Source organism: Burkholderia sp. MSMB617WGS (assembly GCF_001532025.2).
Taxonomy (GTDB): domain Bacteria; phylum Pseudomonadota; class Gammaproteobacteria; order Burkholderiales; family Burkholderiaceae; genus Burkholderia; species Burkholderia savannae.
Genome location: NZ_CP013458.1, coordinates 1,959,339 through 1,976,858 on the forward strand (window position 1 = coordinate 1,959,339; position 17,520 = coordinate 1,976,858).

The window sequence follows — 17,520 nt, forward strand, 5'->3', positions numbered from 1 at the left end:
TAATTCTGCTGTCGCGATTTTGTACACGATGCGCCGATCTGTTGCGCCGCGTCATCCAACACGCGTTCGATGCGCGATTCGTCATGTACGCAGACGTCGCGCCGCGAGATAGGCGAGCTGCGCGCGATTGCGCGCGTTGAAACGTTTTTCGAGCGTGCGGATCTGCGCGCCGACGCGATGCAGCGAGGTGCTGAGCGCGTTGGCGATTTCCTGATCGGACAGGCCGTGCACGAGCCGCTCGAGCACGGCCGCCTCGCCGTCCTCGAGCACGAACGCGCGCGCACCGCCGACGCGCGCATCGAGATGCGGCTGCGCGGCGCGATGCACGTCGAGGCTGAGCGCGAGCGCGCAGCCGACCACGCGATCGTCGAACCACGCGTCGTGCGCCTCGGACGCGAGGCTCACGGCGACGCGCAAATCGAGATGCGGCACCGGCCAGCAAAAGATCACGCCGCTGTGCATTGCATGCGCACGCAACGAATTCACGAGCGCGAGCATGCGCCGCTCGCCCGTGCGGCGCGCGTGCGCGTCGAGCTCGTCGAGCCGCCACGCGACCGGCGAGACGCCCTGCCGCCATTCGGCGAAGCGCGGATCGGCTTCGAACATCCGGCCTTCGACGTACGCGCGCACGAACGACACGGGCGCGAACTCGCGCAGCAGATATGCGGCGAGCATTTGCTGGCCGATCAGCTCGAATGCGCCGTAGCAGAGCGTCGTGAAGCCGGCCGCGCGCAAGCGCGCATCGCAGTCCGCGACGTCGAACGACGCGCGGCGCGGCCCATCGTGCGATGCAGCGAACGACGAGACGGAAGAATGTGCATCGCGCGGCGCGAATTCTCCGCGCGATGCGGCGAGCTCGGCATGCGAGAACCATTCGATGCGCGGCGCGCTGTCGGCAATTGTCATGGGGAAAATCGGCTTCCTGTGTTCGTGACGCTGTTGCGCAGGAACCCCGGCATGCAAGCGGTCTTTGATTCGCGCTTTCGTAGCGCTGCTCTGTGCGGTTAGTATTACGGGATATTACGCGCAAGCGTGCCGCTTTGTACAATGCCTTCGCCCGCGACAAGGGCGCGAGTTGCGACGTGCGGATGTCGGGCGCGGGCGAGCGTGTCCGCAATGCGCGCGCCTGCGGCATGCGCGTCAGCGCCGTGCGCATTTGCGACGTGCGAGGCAACGACATGCGCATCCACGCCGCGCACGATGGAAGGGTCCGCGTCGCACACGCGAACGCGCGCGCCGCAGCCGGTTCGCGTCGCGAGCACACGAGCCGCATACGCGCTCGTCACGAGCGTGCACGTGGCGATCGCACACCGCGTCCGTCCGTTCGATCGAACGGCATCGGGCCACCGCCGCGAGGTTTTTCGTCATGTCGGACATTGCAGTGCAGGAGGACGCCGCCGCCGCGGCAGTCGCGCGGCCCGTGTCGTGCGCGAACCCCGGCGGCGCGGCGCGCGACGCGCAGTCGATCGACGTCGTCTGGTGCGGCCACGCGAGGCGCGCGACCGATGCCGAGCCGCGCTTCGCGCCGCGCCTGGGCGTGGCGGAAATGCTCGCGAGCGCGCGCGGCACCGCCGAATGCGGCCGCATCGCGACGAGCCTGCTGCGGCTGATGGGCTTCGCGACGTTCGCCTATTTCGCACTCGAGTTCACGCGCGACGACGCCGAATGCCTGTACCTGCACGAAGCGTTCACGCCCGCCGCGTATCGCGGAGATTACGTGCGGCGCCGCCATCACGACGTCGATCCGCGGATGCTCGGCTCGCGCGCATCGAGCATGCCCGTCGTCTGGGACTTGCGCCAGCTCGCGCGAGACCACGCGCCGCGCGGCGCGGACGGGCTCGACGGCTTCCTGCGCGTGATGCACGACGACGACATGTGCAGCGGCGTGATGTATTCGATGCCCGTGCCGGGCACGCGCATGCATGCGTTCGCGAGCTTCACCGCGCCGCGCCGCTCGCGCGACTGGATCTCGTCGGCGACGCTCGAGCAGGTGCTGTCGCTCGGCTTGTCGGCGCACCGGTTCGCGGCGCCGCAACTGATCGCGTCGTCGCGCGAGCGCGCGGCCGAGCGCCTCACGCCGTTCGAGCGCGAGCTGCTCATCGGCATCGCCGAAGGCGCGTCCGACAAGGAGATCGGCCGACGGCTCGACACCAGCGCGCACAACGTCGACTACCATCTGCGCAAGCTGCGCAAACGCTTCGGCGTCGCGAACCGGATTCAGCTGACTTATTTCGCGTCGGCGCGCGGATTGATCTGATTCGCGTGATCACGCACGGCGACCGGCCGCGCGCGATCGCGAGATCGAAAGAGACGCCGCCGCGGGCCGGCGGCGGCAACGGACAACGAGCGGCGCGCCCGAAAGGCGAACGCAAAGCGCCGGCATGCGACGAACGAAGAGGCGAAAAAGCGAAGACGCGAAGACGCGAAGACGCAAGATACAACGCCCGCGCAAACACCACGCGACCGCCGCGCGCTCGCCGAGCCTCACCGCGCGACGACGAACGCGCCATCGACGACGATCGCGAGCCGCGGCCATGCATCTGCCTGCTCGCGATCGTTGCATCCGCAACCAACGGATGCAGCGCAAGCCGCTCGCCGCCGCCCGCGCTCCACCCGCTCCGGCATGCGTCAGCCGCCGTACAGATCGAGCAGCTTGAGCGTCACGCCGTTGGTCCAGCCGAAGCCGTCCTGCAGCGGGTACTCGCCGCCGCCTCCGCCGCCCGTGCCCGCGCCTTCGACGACGTACTTCTCGACAAGCTTGCCCTGCGACGCGTATACACCCTTCACGTCGGCTAGGAAACGCGTGCCGATGTCGTTCGCGAGCGCCTTCTCGCCGTATTGCTGCAGCCCGACGAGCGCGATCCAATGCAGCGGCGCCCAGCCGTTGGGCGCGTCCCACTGCTGCGTCGTATCGTAGGTCGTCGTCGTGAGCCCGCCCGGCTTGAGCAGCGTCTTCTGCACGTTCTTCGCCGTCAGCTTCGCGCGCTCCGGCCACGCGACGCCCGCAAACAGCGGATACAGCGCCGCCGCCGACAGGTTCTCGCGCGGCTTGCCGAGCTTCCAGTCGTAATCGCCGTAATAGCCGTTGCGGTTCCACAGATAGCGGTTGATCGCGACCGCCCGCTTCCCGGCGCGGCCGGCGAACTCGGCGACGCACGCGAAATCGCGCGTCACCGCGCAGCCCTTCGCGATCGTCGCCTCGAGGTTGAACATCAGGCTGTTCAGGTCGACGGGCACGATCGCGGTCGTGCGGATCGTCACGAGCGTCTGGTTGTCGCCGAACCAGCGCGAGCTGAAGTCCCAGCCGCTCTCGGCCGCCGCGCGCAAGTCGCGCCAGACTTCCGCCGCCGGCCGGCCGCTCGCCTGCTGCGCGGTCTTCACGTCTTCGAGATACGACTCGTCGCGCGGCGTGTCGCTCGCGTCCCAGTAGCGGTTCAGCACCGAGCCGTCCGGCATCGCGACCACGTTGCGCGCCGCCTGGCCGCGCGGCGTCGTGCGCTCGCCCTGCATCCAGTACGCGTACTCCTTGCGCAGCGCGGGCAGATACTTCTGATAGACGCGATTGCCCTCGACCTTCGCTGCGAGCGTCACCATGTACGCGAAGAACGGCGGCTGCGAGCGGCTCACGTAGTAGCTGCGGTTGCCGTTCGGCACGTGGCCGACGGTGTCGATCAGGTATGCGAAGTTATCGAGCATGTCGTCGACGAGATCTTCGCGGCCCGCCTCCTGCAAGCCGAGCATCGTGAAGTACGTATCCCAGTAGTAGCCCTCGCGGAAGCGCCCGCCCGGCACCACGTACGGTTTCGGCAGCGCAATCAGCGAACTGTAAGGCGGCACGCTCGCCGTCGTGCGCGTGAGGTTCGGCCACAGCCAGTCGATGTGCTCGCGCAGCGTCTGGTTCGCCGGCGGGCTCACCGACTGGTCCGACGGCGGCGTGAAGTACTGCGCGACGAACGCCTTCAGCGAGAAGCCGGGCTGCCCTTTCTGCTGCTGGTAGAGCTGGACGATCGTCGCGGGATCGGCGTTCGGCGTCGAATCGACGAAGGTCTTCTGGTCTTCGAAGATCTGCGCGGTTTGCACCGCAACGAAGAGATCGCCGTAGAGCTGGCTAGGCGGCGGCGGAATCGAAGCGGCGCTCGGCGCGACGCTCGATGCGAAGGCCGCCGCGGAAACGGCGGAAGCCGGCGCGGGCGATGAGTCGGCGCGAGCGAGCGTCGCGCTCGTGCAGCCGATGCCGGCCGCAGCGACGAGCGCAACCCAGGCGGGCGCATTCAGCAGCCGGCGATGGAACGGATTCTCAACATGAAGCTGAAGCGGGCGATGCCGCGGCGTGACCATATCTCCTCCTCCCGTTTTCGCGATGAATGGCAATACGGTCTCCTGCCGCGCGGGCCTCGTGCGTCGCGGCTTTTGTCTGTCGTATGCCGCGGCGGGCAGATTCGCACGAAAACCCGCGTTCAGGCAAGCGGTACATCGCACATTACGCACATATGGCCCGACAACGCGCGCCGCATGCGCACGTCGAGCGCGGTCGCGTCGCTCTCGCCGCGCCCGCCCGCTCGCCGCTGCGGCAGCGCTTTCGCGGGCGCGAGCAGCGGTCGCGAGCTCGTCGTGCGTCGCGACGGCCGGATGCGCGAGCGGCGCGCGGCGCCCTCGCCGAACGCCGCGCGCGACGCCGCGACGCTCCGCCCGGCGACGCAGCCGGCCCGCCGCCCGGCGGGCGCGGCGCCTCGAGCATCGATCCCGGGCCGCGCGCGGCCGGCGACGCGCGACGACAACACGTCGTTGCACGCGCAAGCATGCTGCAACAATCGATGCAATAATGACGTCTTTATCGCGCGTCGTTGCCATGCCGTCTGCTATCTACGCTTTCCTCGCACCGCTGATCGTCGCTTGCGCGTTGTTCATGGAAAGCGTAGACGCCAACATCATCGTGACGGCGCTGCCCGCGATGGCGCGCGACTTCGGGCAGAACCCCGTCACGCTGAACATCGCGATCACGAGCTATGTCGTCGGCCTCGGCGTGTTCATCCCGATCTGCGGATGGCTCGCCGACCGCTTCGGCGCGCGCACCGTGTTCCGCACCGCGATCGGCATCTTCGTCGCGGGTTCGCTCTTGTGCGCGGCGTCGAACAGCCTCGAGCTCTTCACGTTCGCGCGCTTCGTGCAGGGCGTCGGCGGCGCGATGATGGTGCCAGTCGGGCGCATCATCATCTTCCGCGCGGTGCCGCGCACGGAGCTCGTGCGCGCGATGAACTACCTGAGCGTGCCCGCGCTCTTCGGGCCCGCCGCCGGGCCGCTCCTCGGCGGCTTCATCACGACGTACCTGCACTGGCGGCTGATCTTCTTCATCAACGTGCCGATCGGCCTGCTCGGCATCTATCTCGCGAACAAGCACATCGCGAACACGCACGAGCTCGATCCCGGCCCGCTCGACTGGTTCGGCTTCATCCTGTCCGCCGCGGGCGCCGCGCTCCTGCTGATGGGCCTCACGCTGCTCGACGGCGCGCTCGTGTCGCGCGGCACCGCGCTCGCGATGAGCGGCACGGGCGCGGCGCTCGTCGGCTTCTACGTGCTGTATGCGCGGCGCGTCGAGCGGCCGGTTCTCGATCTGCGCTTCCTGCGCATTCCTACGTATCACGCGAGCGTCGTCGGCGGCTCGCTGTTCCGGATCGGCCTCGGCGCGGTGCCGTTCCTGCTGCCGCTCACGCTGCAGGAGGGGCTCGGCATGAGCGCGTTCCATTCCGGCGCGATCACGTGCGCGTCGGCCGTCGGCGGCGCGCTCACGCGCATGCTCGCGCCGCGCACGCTCAAGCGCTTCGGCTTCCGGACGGTGCTGATGTACAACGCGGCGTTCGCCGGGCTTGCGATCGCCGCGTACGGCGTGTTCCATCCGGGCATGTCGGTGCTCGCGATCTGGCTCATCGTGCTCGTCGGCGGCATCTTCCCCGCGTTGCAGTTCACGAGCCTCAATTCGATGATCTACGCGGAAATCTCCTCGCGCGACGCGGGCCGCGCGACGAGCCTCGGCAGCGTCGTCCAGCAAATGTCGCTCGGCCTCGGCGTGACGGTCGCGGCGCTCGTGCTGCACGTGTCGCATTGGGCGCAAGGGCATCCGACGATGGTCTGGTCGGACTTCTGGCCCGCGTTTGTCGTGGTCGGCCTGTGTTCGTTCGCGTCGATTCCGATCACGCGCCGGCTGCCGCCGAACGCGGGCGACGAAGTCGCGCGCGGCAAGCGCGGCTGATGCGATCGGGTGTGCGAAATAAACGGGAAATCGGGACGGGCGAACGCTTCGCGTCGCCGCTCGGAGTTCGGAGTTCGGAGTTCGGAGTTCGGAGTTCGGAGTTCGGAGTTCGGAGTTCGGAGTTCGGAGTTCGGAGTTCGATCGGAATTGGGCCGCGGAAAATCCGTCGCCCCAAAAAAATCGGCGGACATCCACTCGGGGCCGGCTGAAAGCCGCATGGATGTCCGCTTGAACTGCTCCGGCCGTCTCGACGGGGGTGAGACGTCCGGACTCGCTCCCTGCGTGCCATAGAGGTATCGTGCGTCGGAAGCAGAGTACTTGTGTCGATGAGACTATAAGGAAACTTCCGACAGACTTCTGTCAACGATTGTCAGACGCCCGCGCCGCAATGCTTCGCGGCGCACGGCGCGGCGCGCCGATTCGCGCTAAAGTGGCGCATCCGTCCGCCCATTGCATCGTTCTCGCCGCTCGTGACCGCTCCGCTCTCGATCGCTTCCGCCCGCGCCCTGCACCTCGCGGCCCAAGGCCTGCTGACCCCGCCCCGGCGCAAAGCCGTCAAGGCCGACGTGCTCGACGCGATTCGCCGGATGGCGCAGTTGCAGATCGATACGATCCACGTCGTCGCGCGCAGCCCGTATCTCGTGCTGTTCAGCCGGCTCGGCCCGTATGCGCCGCAATGGCTCGACGAGCATCTCGCCGACAAGAGGCTGTTCGAATACTGGTCGCACGAGGCCTGCTTCCTGCCGACCGAGGACTTCGGACTGATGCGCCACAAAATGCTCAACCCGGTCGGGATGGGCTGGAAATACGCGGCCGATTGGCACGCGACCCATCGCAAGGAAATCGACGAGCTGCTCGCGCACGTCCGCGCGAACGGCCCCGTGCGCTCCGCCGACTTCACGCGCAGCGCCGGCAAGGGCAACGGCTGGTGGGACTGGAAGCCCGAGAAGCGCCATCTCGAAGTGCTGTTCTCGACCGGGCAGTTGATGGTCGCCGAGCGGCGCAACTTCCAACGCGTGTACGACGTCGCGGAACGCGTGCTGCCGGACTGGGACGACGCGCGCGATCTGCCCCCGCGCGACGCGGTGCTGCCGCGCCTTGTCGACAACACGTGCCGCGCGCTCGGCATCGTGCGCGCGGACTGGATCGCCGACTATTACCGGCTGCCGAAGCGCTCGTATCGCGACGCATTGCATGCGCGCGCGGATGCGGGCGAGCTGCTGCCCGTCGCGGTCGACGGCTGGAAGGAAGACGCGTTCGTGCATCGCGCACTCGCGCCGCTCGTCGACGCCGCGCGCGACGGCGCGCTGCGCTCGACGGTCACGACGCTGCTGTCGCCGTTCGATCCGGTCGTCTGGGACCGGCGGCGCGCGTCGGCGCTGTTCGACTTCGACTACACGATCGAGTGCTACACGCCCGCGCACAAGCGCCGCTACGGCTACTTCTGCCTGCCGATCCTGCATCGCGGGCGGCTCGTCGGCCGCGTCGACGCGAAGGCGCATCGCGCGCAACGCGTGTTCGAGCTGAAGGCCGTGCACATCGAGCCGGGCGTGCGGCTCGGCGCGGGGCTCGCGGCCGACGTCGGGCGCGCGGTGCGCAAGCTCGCCGACTGGCACGAGACGCCGGTGATCGCGATCGGCAACGCGCCGAAGGAGATTGCGCGGGCGATTGGCGCGCAATGACGGACGCGGACGATGGCGAGACCGGGTTGAAGTTGAAGTTGAAATGGAAACCGAAGCCGACGCCGAGGTCGTAAGCGAAGCCGCAGCCGCAGCCGAAAGCGAAGCGTGGCCGGAATCGAAGTCGAAAACCGCATCGACGGCAAACCATCGATAACCCCCTGCCGCCGCCGCGCGCTGACGAACGTCGCCGGTGCCGGCCCGTCGCGCTTTCCGTTCGCATCGACGCCCGTCGACAAGGAAACAAGGAAGCGCTTCACGGGAATGCGATTCGCCGCGCTTTCCCGCAGCGTGCGCGCACGGACTGCATAAAGTTGGGCCTCGGCCGCAAGCGCCCGCACGCCGTCCCGAACGGCTGCGCGCCACCGCAAGCCGCGGCGCCGAAACAGACGGCCACCACGCACACGCCGACTTCCCGTTCGACTCGCCGACGAACCGCCGGCCGATCGACGCCGCGCGCATTCTCGCAAACGAGCGACCGGCCCGCCCGCCGCCGACCGCGCCGAGCAAGGATCGACGCGCACGCGATGCGCCGCCGCGAACGGCCTTCGATCGCGGCGGCACAGGCAACCCGGCCGCCGCCCGCGCGTCGCGCGCTCAGCCGCTCAGCTTGCGAAAGCGCGGCGTGCCGTCGTCGAGCGTTTCGTTGAACATCGCCTCGGGGCGCACCCATAGGCTGCGCTCCTTCGGCCACAACTGCTCGTAGACGACAAGCGATTCCTCCGTCTCCGAATGCCGCGCGACGCCGACCACGCGGTACAGCCCGCCCTTGTAATGACGATGCGTCGCGATGCGTTCGGCTTCCTGCTCGGTCATGATGCGCTCCCTGAAAATCGGCAAGCGCGTATTGTATGCGCGGGCGAGCGCACGAACGCAGCGCGCCCGACGTACTCAGCGCGCCTCAGGTTGCGCGTACACGTTCGGCCGATGCAGTTCCATCCAGCGTTCCGGATGCGCGGGCGCGACGAAGCCGACGGGCCGGTACAGGCCGTGCGCGTCGCTCGTGACGAGCATCACGCGGCGCAACCCGCGCACGGCGTCGTGCGCGAACACGTGATCGATCAGCGCGCGGCCGTAGCCGTTGCCGCGAAACGCGCGCAGGACGAATACGTCGCACAGATACGCGAACGTCGCGCGATCGGTAACGAGCCGCGCGAAGCCGACGAGCCGTTCGTCGAGATACGCGCCGAAGCACAGCGATCCGGCGATCGCCCGCTCGACCACGTCGCGCGGAATGCCCGTCGACCAATGCGCTTCGTCGCGCAGGAACGCGTGAATCGCGTCGATGTCGAGTTCGGCGTTGTCGGTCGAAAAGCGCAACGCGGACGTCGATGAGGTGGACACGGCAGGGCTCCGGAAAACAAAACGCCGATGGCGAATGTTTCAGAAGATAACGCGAAGCGCAGGCGTTCAACAAGAGACGCGACGATGCCGCGCGTTTCGCGGTGCGGGATGCATGTCGAAGCGCGTGCTCGACGCGCCGCGCGCTCGCGCCTCGCGCGGCGTGAGTGAGTGAGTGAGTGCGCGCGGCGTGCGATGCGAGCGCGAACGGCGACGCCGACGATCGCGGCTAGGACGACGCCGCCCGCCCGGAAAAGCGCCGCGACCGCGTGCGTACGCCCGCCTGCTCGAGCGTCTCGCTCGGCGTGTGGCCGAACGCCGCCTTGAACGCCCGGCTGAAGTATTTTTCGTCCGCGAACCCGTGCCTCCACGCAACGGAGGCGATCGACTCCGCCGGCCGCGCCGGATTCGCCAACACATGCCGAGCCAGTTCGAGCCGCCTGCGTCGAACCCGGTGCATGATGCCGCCCATCGGCTCGAAGAGCTGATAGAGCTTGGCCCGCGACACGCCCACGGCCTTGCAGATCGAGTCGGGCGTCAGGTCGGGCGCAAGGAGATGGGCGTCGATGTGCCGCTGAACGCGCTGCCTGAGCAGCATGCCGATCTCCCGCCCCGCCTCCGCCACGGCGTCGGGCGTCCCGGACACGCACGCGTTCGCGAGGCGCGCCGTCGATCGGGCGATGTCGGGAATCTCGGCGGTCGTCAGTATCGGCAGGTTGCGAATCAACGAGCGGATGTGATCGGCAAGCAATCGCCCGGTGCCGGACATCAGCGAACTTCCGTGCAAGCTGTCCACCCGCGTCGAAAGCAGCGCCCGCGGAACGGCGAGCCACAGCATCGAGCCCGCGGCGATCCGTGAGTCGAACGGTTGCCCGGCGTCGACGAGATATAGCTCGTCGGGCCGCTTGACGCCGGTTTCGGATGCGCTCTGCCAGACGAGCGCACCGCTCGCATGCAACGTGAATTGACAGACGTCGAGACCGTCCGCGCGAATCCGAGGCCGGTTGCGCGTCGCCTTGATCGTCGCGCGGCGCGCGGCGTGAAGCCAGCGATGCTCGCCGACCGACATCGCACCGACGGCCGCCCCCGTATAGTCCCAGTCGAACGGCACGCTCGCGGAATCCTCGAGCGAATATGCGCAATGGCCGCCGGCCGTCCAGACTTCGAATCGATCGCGCGCGGGCACGTCCAAAGTCGAAAATCGCTGGATATCGATATGCGTTTCGCCCACGTCGCCCCCGATATACGTCGTTTTTGCGACGAGATAGGAACGCTCGATTTCGATTTGAATCAATTCGGCCGAGCATTCGCCGATCGTTACCCGTCGCGCCGAGACGTTCAACGCTCGCGCATGGCCGGCGCCCCGTCGCGCCAAAAATAGACGGGAATCCACCATCCGCGCGATACGCGTTCAATATACTCGGCCACGCGGGGAAACCCGTTTCATTCAGCCGTCGCCGCGATATTCAAGCCGTCCCGCGGCTGATATCCGCGCATCGGCAAGCATTCCTCGCGACAACAATTAACGAAAACCTGGGGATATCATGAAAATCAAATCCGCATTAATCGCCGTGATTGCGCAAGCGGCGGTATCCGGTGTCTGCGCCGCGAGCGCCGACACCGGCGACCTCGACGTCAACCAGCTCCGCGCGGCCGTGTCCAACACGACGACGCGCGCATCCGGCGGCATCGACCAGTCCAGTCTCACTTCGGAGCAACAGGAACAACTCGTCCAGTGGCTCGCCGGCGCCCCTTCGCAGAAATGGAAACCGGGGCCGATCTGCATGTGGAATTGTCCGCCGCCGTTCGGAAGCCTGTCGGCGGACCCGCAGCGTGTCAACGTGCCGGTCAGCGGCACGGGCAGCACGACCATTCACTGGACGTGGGACGAATCCCACCAATACCCGATCGCGGAATACGCATGCCTGTGGGTCACGACGCCCGGCGATTCCCAGGCCTACGTCGTGGATTGCGAACATCCGGGCAATCGCTACACGGTTTATATCCCGTGGATCGGCCAGGGGTCCTACAACTTCTTCGTCGCGCTTCGGCAGCAGTCGCCCGCGCCGGTTGCCGGCATGCCCGTGCTGGCCGCGACGACGGTGACCGGCACCCGGTGATCGTGCATGAAGGCGCGCCGCGCCGGCGCGTCGCCCGATACGCGACGCGGCGCGCCTTTTCGTGCCGGGCGGAATGCGAGGCGGCGCGTTGCCCGACGCCGCTTGTCGACGAGCGGCACTCGAAGGCGAAGGCAACGCGCTCATGCGCCGCATTCGCGCCGACGAGCGCGCGGCCGTGAACGCGACGCCGCGGGCGACGCCGTCGGACGGCACGTACGCATCGGGCCAGCGCAGCCGGCGAGAAAAGAAACGCGCTTGCCGCCGACGCGTCCGGCGCGCTCCGCCCGACGCCGGTCGCCGGCCTCATCCGAATCGATTCGATTCGATCGCGCGCCCCGCGACTCGGCAGCGCGTCGATCGACGTTCGCCGCGCCCGCCGTGCAAACGCGGGCCGCGCGAGAGGCGGCGAGCCGCGGCGATGCGCGCCGTCATGCGAACGGCCGCACGCCGATCAGCCAGCCATGCAATGCGAACGCGAACAACCCCCAAACGACGAGCCCCACGCCGAGCGCGACGCCGTCGCGTACAAGCGATCCCGCCGGATAGCGAACGCCGTCGCGCCGATCGCGCGCACGCGAAGCGATGAAGTCGACGAACGCCCATGCGAAGAACGCGGCGAACAGCAGCTCCGCGTGCAGCGTCCCGTTCGCGAGCAGATGCGCGCCCGCCCACACCATCACGCCCGCGAGCATCGGATGGCCGACGAGCGCCTTGATTCGCGTGCCCGGCACGTAGGCGGCCGCGAGCAGCACGAACGCGATCGCGGTCAGGAGCGCCGTCAAGTGCCTGACGCCGACGGGCGGAAACCACAGCGACGCCGTATCCGCGCGCGCAAGCCCGTAGCCCCAGACGATCAGCACGAACCCGACCACCGACGCGAACGCGTACATCCCCTTCCAGCGCCGCTCGCCGAGGCTCGCGATATGCGCGGCGCGCCAGTCGCCCGCGACGATTCGAATCGAATGCGTACCCAGGAAGATCACCAAACCGAGAATCAGGACGACCATGTGCATATCTCCAGGTGGGGAAATCTTGTTGTCGGCCGAATCGGCATACGATGCCGCCGTGCATCGTACACCTCGCATCGCGCCCTTCCGCATCCTCCGTACCATCGTTTCTCGTCTGGGCCGCCGGCGCACCGCGCGGTTCACGACCGCGCGCGCGCGGCGCAACGCCCGCAAGGCCCGCTCGATCTCGCGATCGGCCGACGCGCGCGCATCGGGATACCTCGCCATGCCGCGCACACCTGCCTCGCTGCCTTGCGCCGGCCTCGCCGCGCGCGCTCGCGTTCGTGCCGGCAACACCGGGATGCGACGGTACCGGCCGGCCCGCGCTTGCAGGCCGAAGCGCGACGCGACGACTGACGTCCGACGCCCGACGCTTGCTGCGCATGTCCGCGCACGATCGCACTTCGCTTTTTTGTTGTCGCCCTGCTGTCGCCCTGTTGCGTCTCGCCGACATGTCATCGCGCACACCGTACACCATTGCGCGTGCCGGCGCGCGCCGCGCGGCGGCGTGCCGCAGCCGCGCTACTTCCGCTTCGCGCGGCGCGCGCCGGCCCCCGCGCGAACGGCCGCGCGATAGGCGCCGCGACACCAGTCGCGCAATGTGCCCACGTCTTCGAGCACGTCGGCGGGCGTCTCGAAATAGCCGCCGACGACGACCGTTCGCGTGCGCCCCGGATACGAGAACGGCCGCATGCCCGCTCGCTCGAACGCCGCGCGATTGTCATCGTCGACGCGCAGGAACAGCGATCCCGCATGGACGAAGCCGAACAGCACGCCGTCGATCCTGAGCGACGCGCCGCTGAAGAAGCGCGCGACGCCGATCGGCCCGAGCGCTTCGAGCTGCTCGGCGAGCTCGTCCGCGCGCAGCTTTTCCGCTTTCCAGTTCATCGCTCGCCGCCGCGCCGCGCCGCGCGCGGTCGAACGCCCGCCGCCACGCGGCCGCATGCTCGCGGCGGCGCGATCGTCATCGAACGATGAAGACGAATCGACACGCGCATCAACGTGCGGCGGCAACCACGTCGGCCACCGCGGCCGTCAGCTTCTTCGCGTACGGCACGTGCAGGAACTCGTTCGGCCCGTGCGCGTTCGATTTCGGGCCGAGCACGCCGCACACCATGAATTGCGCGGCCGGGAAGCCCTCCTGCAGCACGTTCATCAGCGGGATCGTGCCGCCCAGGCCCATGTACGCGCAGTCGGCGCCGAAGTGCCGGCGCGACGCGTCGCCGAGCGCCGCGCCGAGCCACGGCGCGACGTCGGGCGCGTTCCAGCCGGTCGCCGCGCCCGCGTCGGGCTTGAACGTGACCTTCGCGTTGTACGGCGGATCAAGCTCGAGCAGCGCCTTCAGCTGCTGCACCGCCTGCGCGGCGTCGACGAGCGGCGGCAGCCGCAGCGACAGCTTGAACGCGGTGCGCGGCCGCAGCACGTTGCCCGCGTTCTCGAGCGCGGGCAGCCCTTGCGCGCCCGTGACGGACAGCGACGGCCGCCACGTCGAATTGAGTAGCGCCTCGCTCGGATCGTCGGTCGTCGGCAGCACCGGCTTGCCGTCCTGCCCGCATGCCCACGGCAGCCCCTTCCACACGGCGTCGCCGAGAATCGACGCGGCCGCCTCGGTCTCGCGCAGGCGGCTCGCGGGCACCTCGCAATGGAACGACGACGGCAGCAGATTGCCGGTAGCCGCATCCTCGAGCCGCTCGAACAGCTGGCGCATCACGCGGAAGCTCGACGGCGCGATCCCGCCGTACACGCCCGAATGCACGCCCTCCTCGAGCACCTCGACCTGCAGGTCGCCCGACACGAGCCCGCGCAGCGACGTGGTGAGCCACAGCTGATCGTAGTTGCCCGCGCCCGAATCGAGGCACACGACGAGGCTCACGTCGCCGAGCCGCGCGCGCAGCGCGTCGACGTACGGCAGCAGGTCGTAGCTGCCCGACTCCTCGCAGGTCTCGATGAGGCCGACGCAGCGCGGCCGCTCGATGCCTTGCGCGTCGAGCGCGCCGAGCGCCGCGAGGCTCGCGTAGATCGCGTAGCCGTCGTCCGCGCCGCCGCGGCCGTACAGCTTGCCGCCCTCGAGCTTCGGCGTCCACGGGCCGAGATCGGCGCGCCAGCCGTCGAATTCGGGCTGCTTGTCGAGGTGACCGTAGAGCAGGATCGTGTCGGCGCTGCCCGCGCGCGTCGCGGGCGTCTCGAAGAAGATCACCGGCGTGCGGCCGGCGAGCCGCACGATCTCGACCTTCAGCCCCTTGACCGGCTGCCGCTCGGCCCATTGCGCGGCGTCGACGACGACGCGCTCGATGTAGCCGTGCTTCGCCCAGTCGGGATCGAATGCGGGGCTTTTCGCGGGCACCGCGATGTAGTCGGTCAACGCGTGCAGGATCTCGTCGCTCCATTTGCGTTCGATGAAATCGGCGAGGCGGTCGTGGTCGATGGCGGAAGCGGTGGCGGTGGTCATGGCGCGGAGCAGACGAACTGTCTGACGGAAGTGGAGTGGCGATGATAGCGCCGGTGCGGGCAGTTATGCACGCGCCGAAAAAAGCGACGCGCGTTGTGCGATGCAACTCGGTTGCGCGTTCGTCGCGCCGAATCGGAAACCGGCGGCCCGCAGAAGCCGCCATCGACGGCGAGGTCGCGGCGAGCCGCCGCCGAACGCGTGTTGCGGCCGCACATCGGGAATATGTGCGTTTGCGGCCCGCTCGCATGCGACGTATGCGCGTGCCACGTCCGCATTTTGTGTAGCTCGGGATGCGCGCCTGCGATTCTCGTGTAGGCGATGAGCTTGTTTGCGGACTGCGCGCTCAAGATGCGTGCGCGTGCGAGCGCCGCGAGATGCGCACTCGGTTGCGGCAAGGACGTTCGCAGCGTGCGCGTCGTACGACGCGCGCTGTCGCGATACGCATGTTCGCGACGTGCGCGCCCAAGAGACGCGCGTCTACGGCGCACGCACGGCGTCCGCTGCCCCGCGATGTCGCGGGCCGAACGCCGCTCGCTCCGCTCCGGCACCGAATCGAGCCGCCCCGCCGCCTTCGTCTGCGCATCGCCCCGACACCGCACGCGCACGCGCCGCCGCCCGGGCGGCGCGCGTCAACGCGCATCGAAGCCGCGGCGATACGCGGCTGGGCTCGTTGCCGCGATGCGCCTGAAGTGCCGGCGCAACGACTCCTCCGAACCGAACCCCGCGAGCGCGGCGACGCGCGCGACCGACAGCGCGGGGTCTTGCTCGATCATCTCCTTCGCGAGCCCGACCCGCTCGCGGATCAGCCATTCGTACGGGCCGAGCCCCGTCGCGTCGCGAAACTGCCGCTGCAGCGTGCGCGGGCTCATCGCCGCGCGCGCGGCGAGCGTCGCGAGCGTGTGCGGCTGCGCGGCATGCGCGCGCATCCAGTCGATCAGCTTCGCGAGCCGATCGCCGCCGACGCCCGGCAGCGGCCGCGGCACGAACTGCGCCTGGCCGCCGTCGCGATGCGGCGGCAGCACGAGCCGCTGCGCGACGCGATTGGCGATCGCGCTGCCGTGATCGCGGCGCACGATGTGCATCAGCATGTCGAGGCCCGCCGCCGAGCCCGCCGACGTGACGATCCGCCCTTCGTCGACGTAGAGCGCGTCGGGATTCACGCGCAGCGACGGATAGCGCGCCTGCAGACGCTGCGCGTAACGCCAGTGCGTCGTGACGGTCGCGCCGTCGAGCACGCCCGCCGCGGCAAGCACGAACACGCCCGAGCAGATCGAGCAAAGCCGCGCGCCGCGCCGGTGGGCCGCGCGGATCTTCTTCAACAGCGGCTCGGGCGGCGTTTCGTCCGGATCGCGCCAGCCGGGAATCACGATCGTGTCCGCGCGATCCATCAGCGCGAGCCGATACGGTGCTTCGACCTTGATGCCGCCCGCCGCGCGCACGGGCCCCGGCTCGCTCGCGCAGACCGCGAAGCGATACCAGTCGACGCCGAGTTCCGGCCGCGGCAGCGCGAACAGCTCGACGACGCAGCCGAATTCGAAAGTGCAGAGCCGATCGTACGCGAGCGCGACGACGAGATGATTGTGCATGGCGCGATGTTACCGGAAGTTGTCGATCGCGCCACTGTCGTGCGACGCGCGCGATCCGGATACTGAGCGCTCGTTCGCCACTGCAACCATTCGACACGAGGAGAACCGGCCATGTCCCGCGTCACCGAAACGCCCGCCGCCGACAGCGCGGCCGCCGCCGCGCACTTCGCGGCATCGCTCGCCTTCGAGACCGATTGCTGGGACGTGCACGACGCGCTGGCGTCCGGCGCGCCCGATTTCGTGCTGCTCGACGTGCGCGGCCCCGGCCTCTACGCGGCCGGACACGTGCCCGGCGCGCTCAACCTGCCGCATCGAAAGATCGTTGAAAGCAAGCTCGCGGAATTTACGCGCGGCACGTGCTTCGTCGTCTATTGCGCGGGGCCGCACTGCAACGGCGCGGCGCGCGCGGCGCTGCGGCTCGCTCGTCTCGGCCGGCCGGTGAAGCTGATGCTGGGCGGCGTGACGGGCTGGCTCGACGAAGGGTTCGCGCTCGCGCGCGCCGACGGCGCGCAAGCGTAACGTTGCGTAAGGCGCCGTCAACCGGTGTAAGCCAGCGTAAGGCAGCGATCGATCCGTTACGAATCCGCAACAATTAGTTGTCTGCACAACAACCGAAAAAGCGCGACAATCAACTCCATCGTAGGTGCGACGTCAAGTCGCACCGCAGCACGGATGGAGAAGCCTCATGCAGATGGGAATCCTGATCCAGATTGGCGGCTCGGTCGTCGCGATCGCGCTCTATTTTCTTCCGGCGATCGTCGCCGATCGCCGCGGCCGCGGCGACAAGCTCACGATCGCGCTGTTCAACGCGCTGCTCGGCTGGACGGGAATCGGCTGGCTGCTGACGCTCTACTGGGCGCTGCAGCCGAACGCGGCCAACAATTTCGCCGGCGAGGTGCTGCTCGAGCGCCGCGCGATCAGCATGAAGACGTTCTCGACGGGCCTCGTCGAACGCGTGCAGCGGCGGATCGCCGCGCAGGAGCGCTGGGCCGAAAAGCAAGGCACTCGCTGATTGCGCCCCGCCGCGTTTCTCGCGTCCTCGCGCGCGATAGCGGTCGGCCTGAGCGGCAACGCAGCGGCGCCCACCCGCA

At 68.8% G+C, this 17,520-nt stretch carries 17 protein-coding genes; 8 read left to right on the forward strand and 9 right to left on the reverse strand.

Features of this window, described 5'->3' with window-relative positions; all coding sequences use genetic code 11:
• Positions 1-81: 81 nt before the first annotated feature.
• Positions 82-906: an autoinducer binding domain-containing protein gene (locus WT60_RS29545; protein WP_060355753.1), complete on the reverse strand. Its 825-nt coding sequence runs from the start codon at positions 904-906 to the stop codon at positions 82-84.
• A gap of 460 nt (positions 907-1,366) precedes the next feature.
• Here WT60_RS29545 and WT60_RS29560 point away from each other — a divergent pair, with 460 nt between their 5' ends.
• Complete coding sequence (locus WT60_RS29560; RefSeq protein ID WP_059641978.1) at positions 1,367-2,257, forward strand: LuxR family transcriptional regulator; 891 nt, start codon at positions 1,367-1,369, stop codon at positions 2,255-2,257.
• A gap of 371 nt (positions 2,258-2,628) precedes the next feature.
• On the opposite strand, the gene treA is transcribed toward WT60_RS29560, so the two are convergent.
• Positions 2,629-4,338 (reverse strand): alpha,alpha-trehalase TreA, encoded by a 1,710-nt coding sequence (treA, locus tag WT60_RS29565; RefSeq protein WP_038752433.1) that lies wholly within the window; start codon positions 4,336-4,338, stop codon positions 2,629-2,631.
• A 511-nt stretch (positions 4,339-4,849) separates the two neighbouring features.
• Here treA and WT60_RS29575 point away from each other — a divergent pair.
• From WT60_RS29575 to WT60_RS34095, 3 genes are all read left to right on the forward strand, one after another.
• Positions 4,850-6,247: an MFS transporter gene (locus tag WT60_RS29575; protein ID WP_060355755.1), complete on the forward strand. Its 1,398-nt coding sequence runs from the start codon at positions 4,850-4,852 to the stop codon at positions 6,245-6,247.
• Between the two features lie 470 nt (positions 6,248-6,717).
• Positions 6,718-7,929, forward strand: coding sequence for a crosslink repair DNA glycosylase YcaQ family protein (locus WT60_RS29585; protein WP_059670042.1), 1,212 nt, complete (start codon positions 6,718-6,720; stop codon positions 7,927-7,929).
• A gap of 105 nt (positions 7,930-8,034) precedes the next feature.
• On the forward strand, positions 8,035-8,238 hold the full coding sequence (locus WT60_RS34095; RefSeq protein ID WP_145986911.1) for a hypothetical protein: 204 nt from the start codon (positions 8,035-8,037) through the stop codon (positions 8,236-8,238).
• Between the two features lie 285 nt (positions 8,239-8,523).
• On the opposite strand, the gene WT60_RS29590 is transcribed toward WT60_RS34095, so the two are convergent.
• The 3 genes from WT60_RS29590 to WT60_RS35780 all read right to left on the reverse strand — a co-directional run bounded on the left by WT60_RS29590 (position 8,524) and on the right by WT60_RS35780 (position 10,105).
• Positions 8,524-8,742, reverse strand: a complete 219-nt coding sequence (locus WT60_RS29590) for a DUF1653 domain-containing protein (RefSeq protein ID WP_038752445.1) — start codon at positions 8,740-8,742, stop codon at positions 8,524-8,526.
• A 75-nt stretch (positions 8,743-8,817) separates the two neighbouring features.
• Positions 8,818-9,270, reverse strand: a complete 453-nt coding sequence (locus WT60_RS29595; protein WP_059578730.1) for a GNAT family N-acetyltransferase — start codon at positions 9,268-9,270, stop codon at positions 8,818-8,820.
• A 226-nt stretch (positions 9,271-9,496) separates the two neighbouring features.
• The gene (locus WT60_RS35780) at positions 9,497-10,105 is read right to left on the reverse strand and encodes a helix-turn-helix domain-containing protein (RefSeq protein ID WP_197430370.1); all 609 of its coding nucleotides are present in this window, start codon (positions 10,103-10,105) and stop codon (positions 9,497-9,499) included.
• Positions 10,106-10,219: 114 nt separating this feature from the next.
• On the opposite strand from WT60_RS35780, the gene WT60_RS35785 reads away from it, so the two are divergent.
• Together WT60_RS35785 and WT60_RS29605 are read left to right on the forward strand one after the other, a co-directional pair.
• The gene (locus WT60_RS35785; RefSeq protein WP_161788689.1) at positions 10,220-10,648 is read left to right on the forward strand and encodes a hypothetical protein; all 429 of its coding nucleotides are present in this window, start codon (positions 10,220-10,222) and stop codon (positions 10,646-10,648) included.
• A gap of 163 nt (positions 10,649-10,811) precedes the next feature.
• Positions 10,812-11,387: a hypothetical protein gene (locus WT60_RS29605; RefSeq protein ID WP_059578738.1), complete on the forward strand. Its 576-nt coding sequence runs from the start codon at positions 10,812-10,814 to the stop codon at positions 11,385-11,387.
• Positions 11,388-11,815: 428 nt separating this feature from the next.
• Here WT60_RS29605 and WT60_RS29615 read toward each other — a convergent pair whose 3' ends face one another.
• The 4 genes from WT60_RS29615 to ftrA form a co-directional block, all read right to left on the reverse strand.
• Positions 11,816-12,394, reverse strand: coding sequence for an NnrU family protein (locus tag WT60_RS29615; protein ID WP_059578743.1), 579 nt, complete (start codon positions 12,392-12,394; stop codon positions 11,816-11,818).
• Between the two features lie 522 nt (positions 12,395-12,916).
• Positions 12,917-13,282, reverse strand: coding sequence for a TfoX/Sxy family protein (locus WT60_RS29620; protein WP_038752693.1), 366 nt, complete (start codon positions 13,280-13,282; stop codon positions 12,917-12,919).
• Between the two features lie 109 nt (positions 13,283-13,391).
• Positions 13,392-14,843, reverse strand: coding sequence for a M20 family metallopeptidase (locus WT60_RS29625; RefSeq protein ID WP_059578746.1), 1,452 nt, complete (start codon positions 14,841-14,843; stop codon positions 13,392-13,394).
• A gap of 629 nt (positions 14,844-15,472) precedes the next feature.
• Entirely contained in the window at positions 15,473-16,429 is a 957-nt protein-coding gene (gene ftrA / locus WT60_RS29635) for a transcriptional regulator FtrA (protein WP_038752461.1), read from the reverse strand.
• Positions 16,430-16,540: 111 nt separating this feature from the next.
• On the opposite strand from ftrA, the gene WT60_RS29640 reads away from it, so the two are divergent.
• Both WT60_RS29640 and WT60_RS29645 read left to right on the forward strand, forming a co-directional pair.
• The gene (locus WT60_RS29640) at positions 16,541-16,948 is read left to right on the forward strand and encodes a rhodanese-like domain-containing protein (protein WP_060355758.1); all 408 of its coding nucleotides are present in this window, start codon (positions 16,541-16,543) and stop codon (positions 16,946-16,948) included.
• A 166-nt stretch (positions 16,949-17,114) separates the two neighbouring features.
• Positions 17,115-17,441: a superinfection immunity protein gene (locus tag WT60_RS29645; protein ID WP_059578759.1), complete on the forward strand. Its 327-nt coding sequence runs from the start codon at positions 17,115-17,117 to the stop codon at positions 17,439-17,441.
• Positions 17,442-17,520 lie beyond the last annotated feature (79 nt).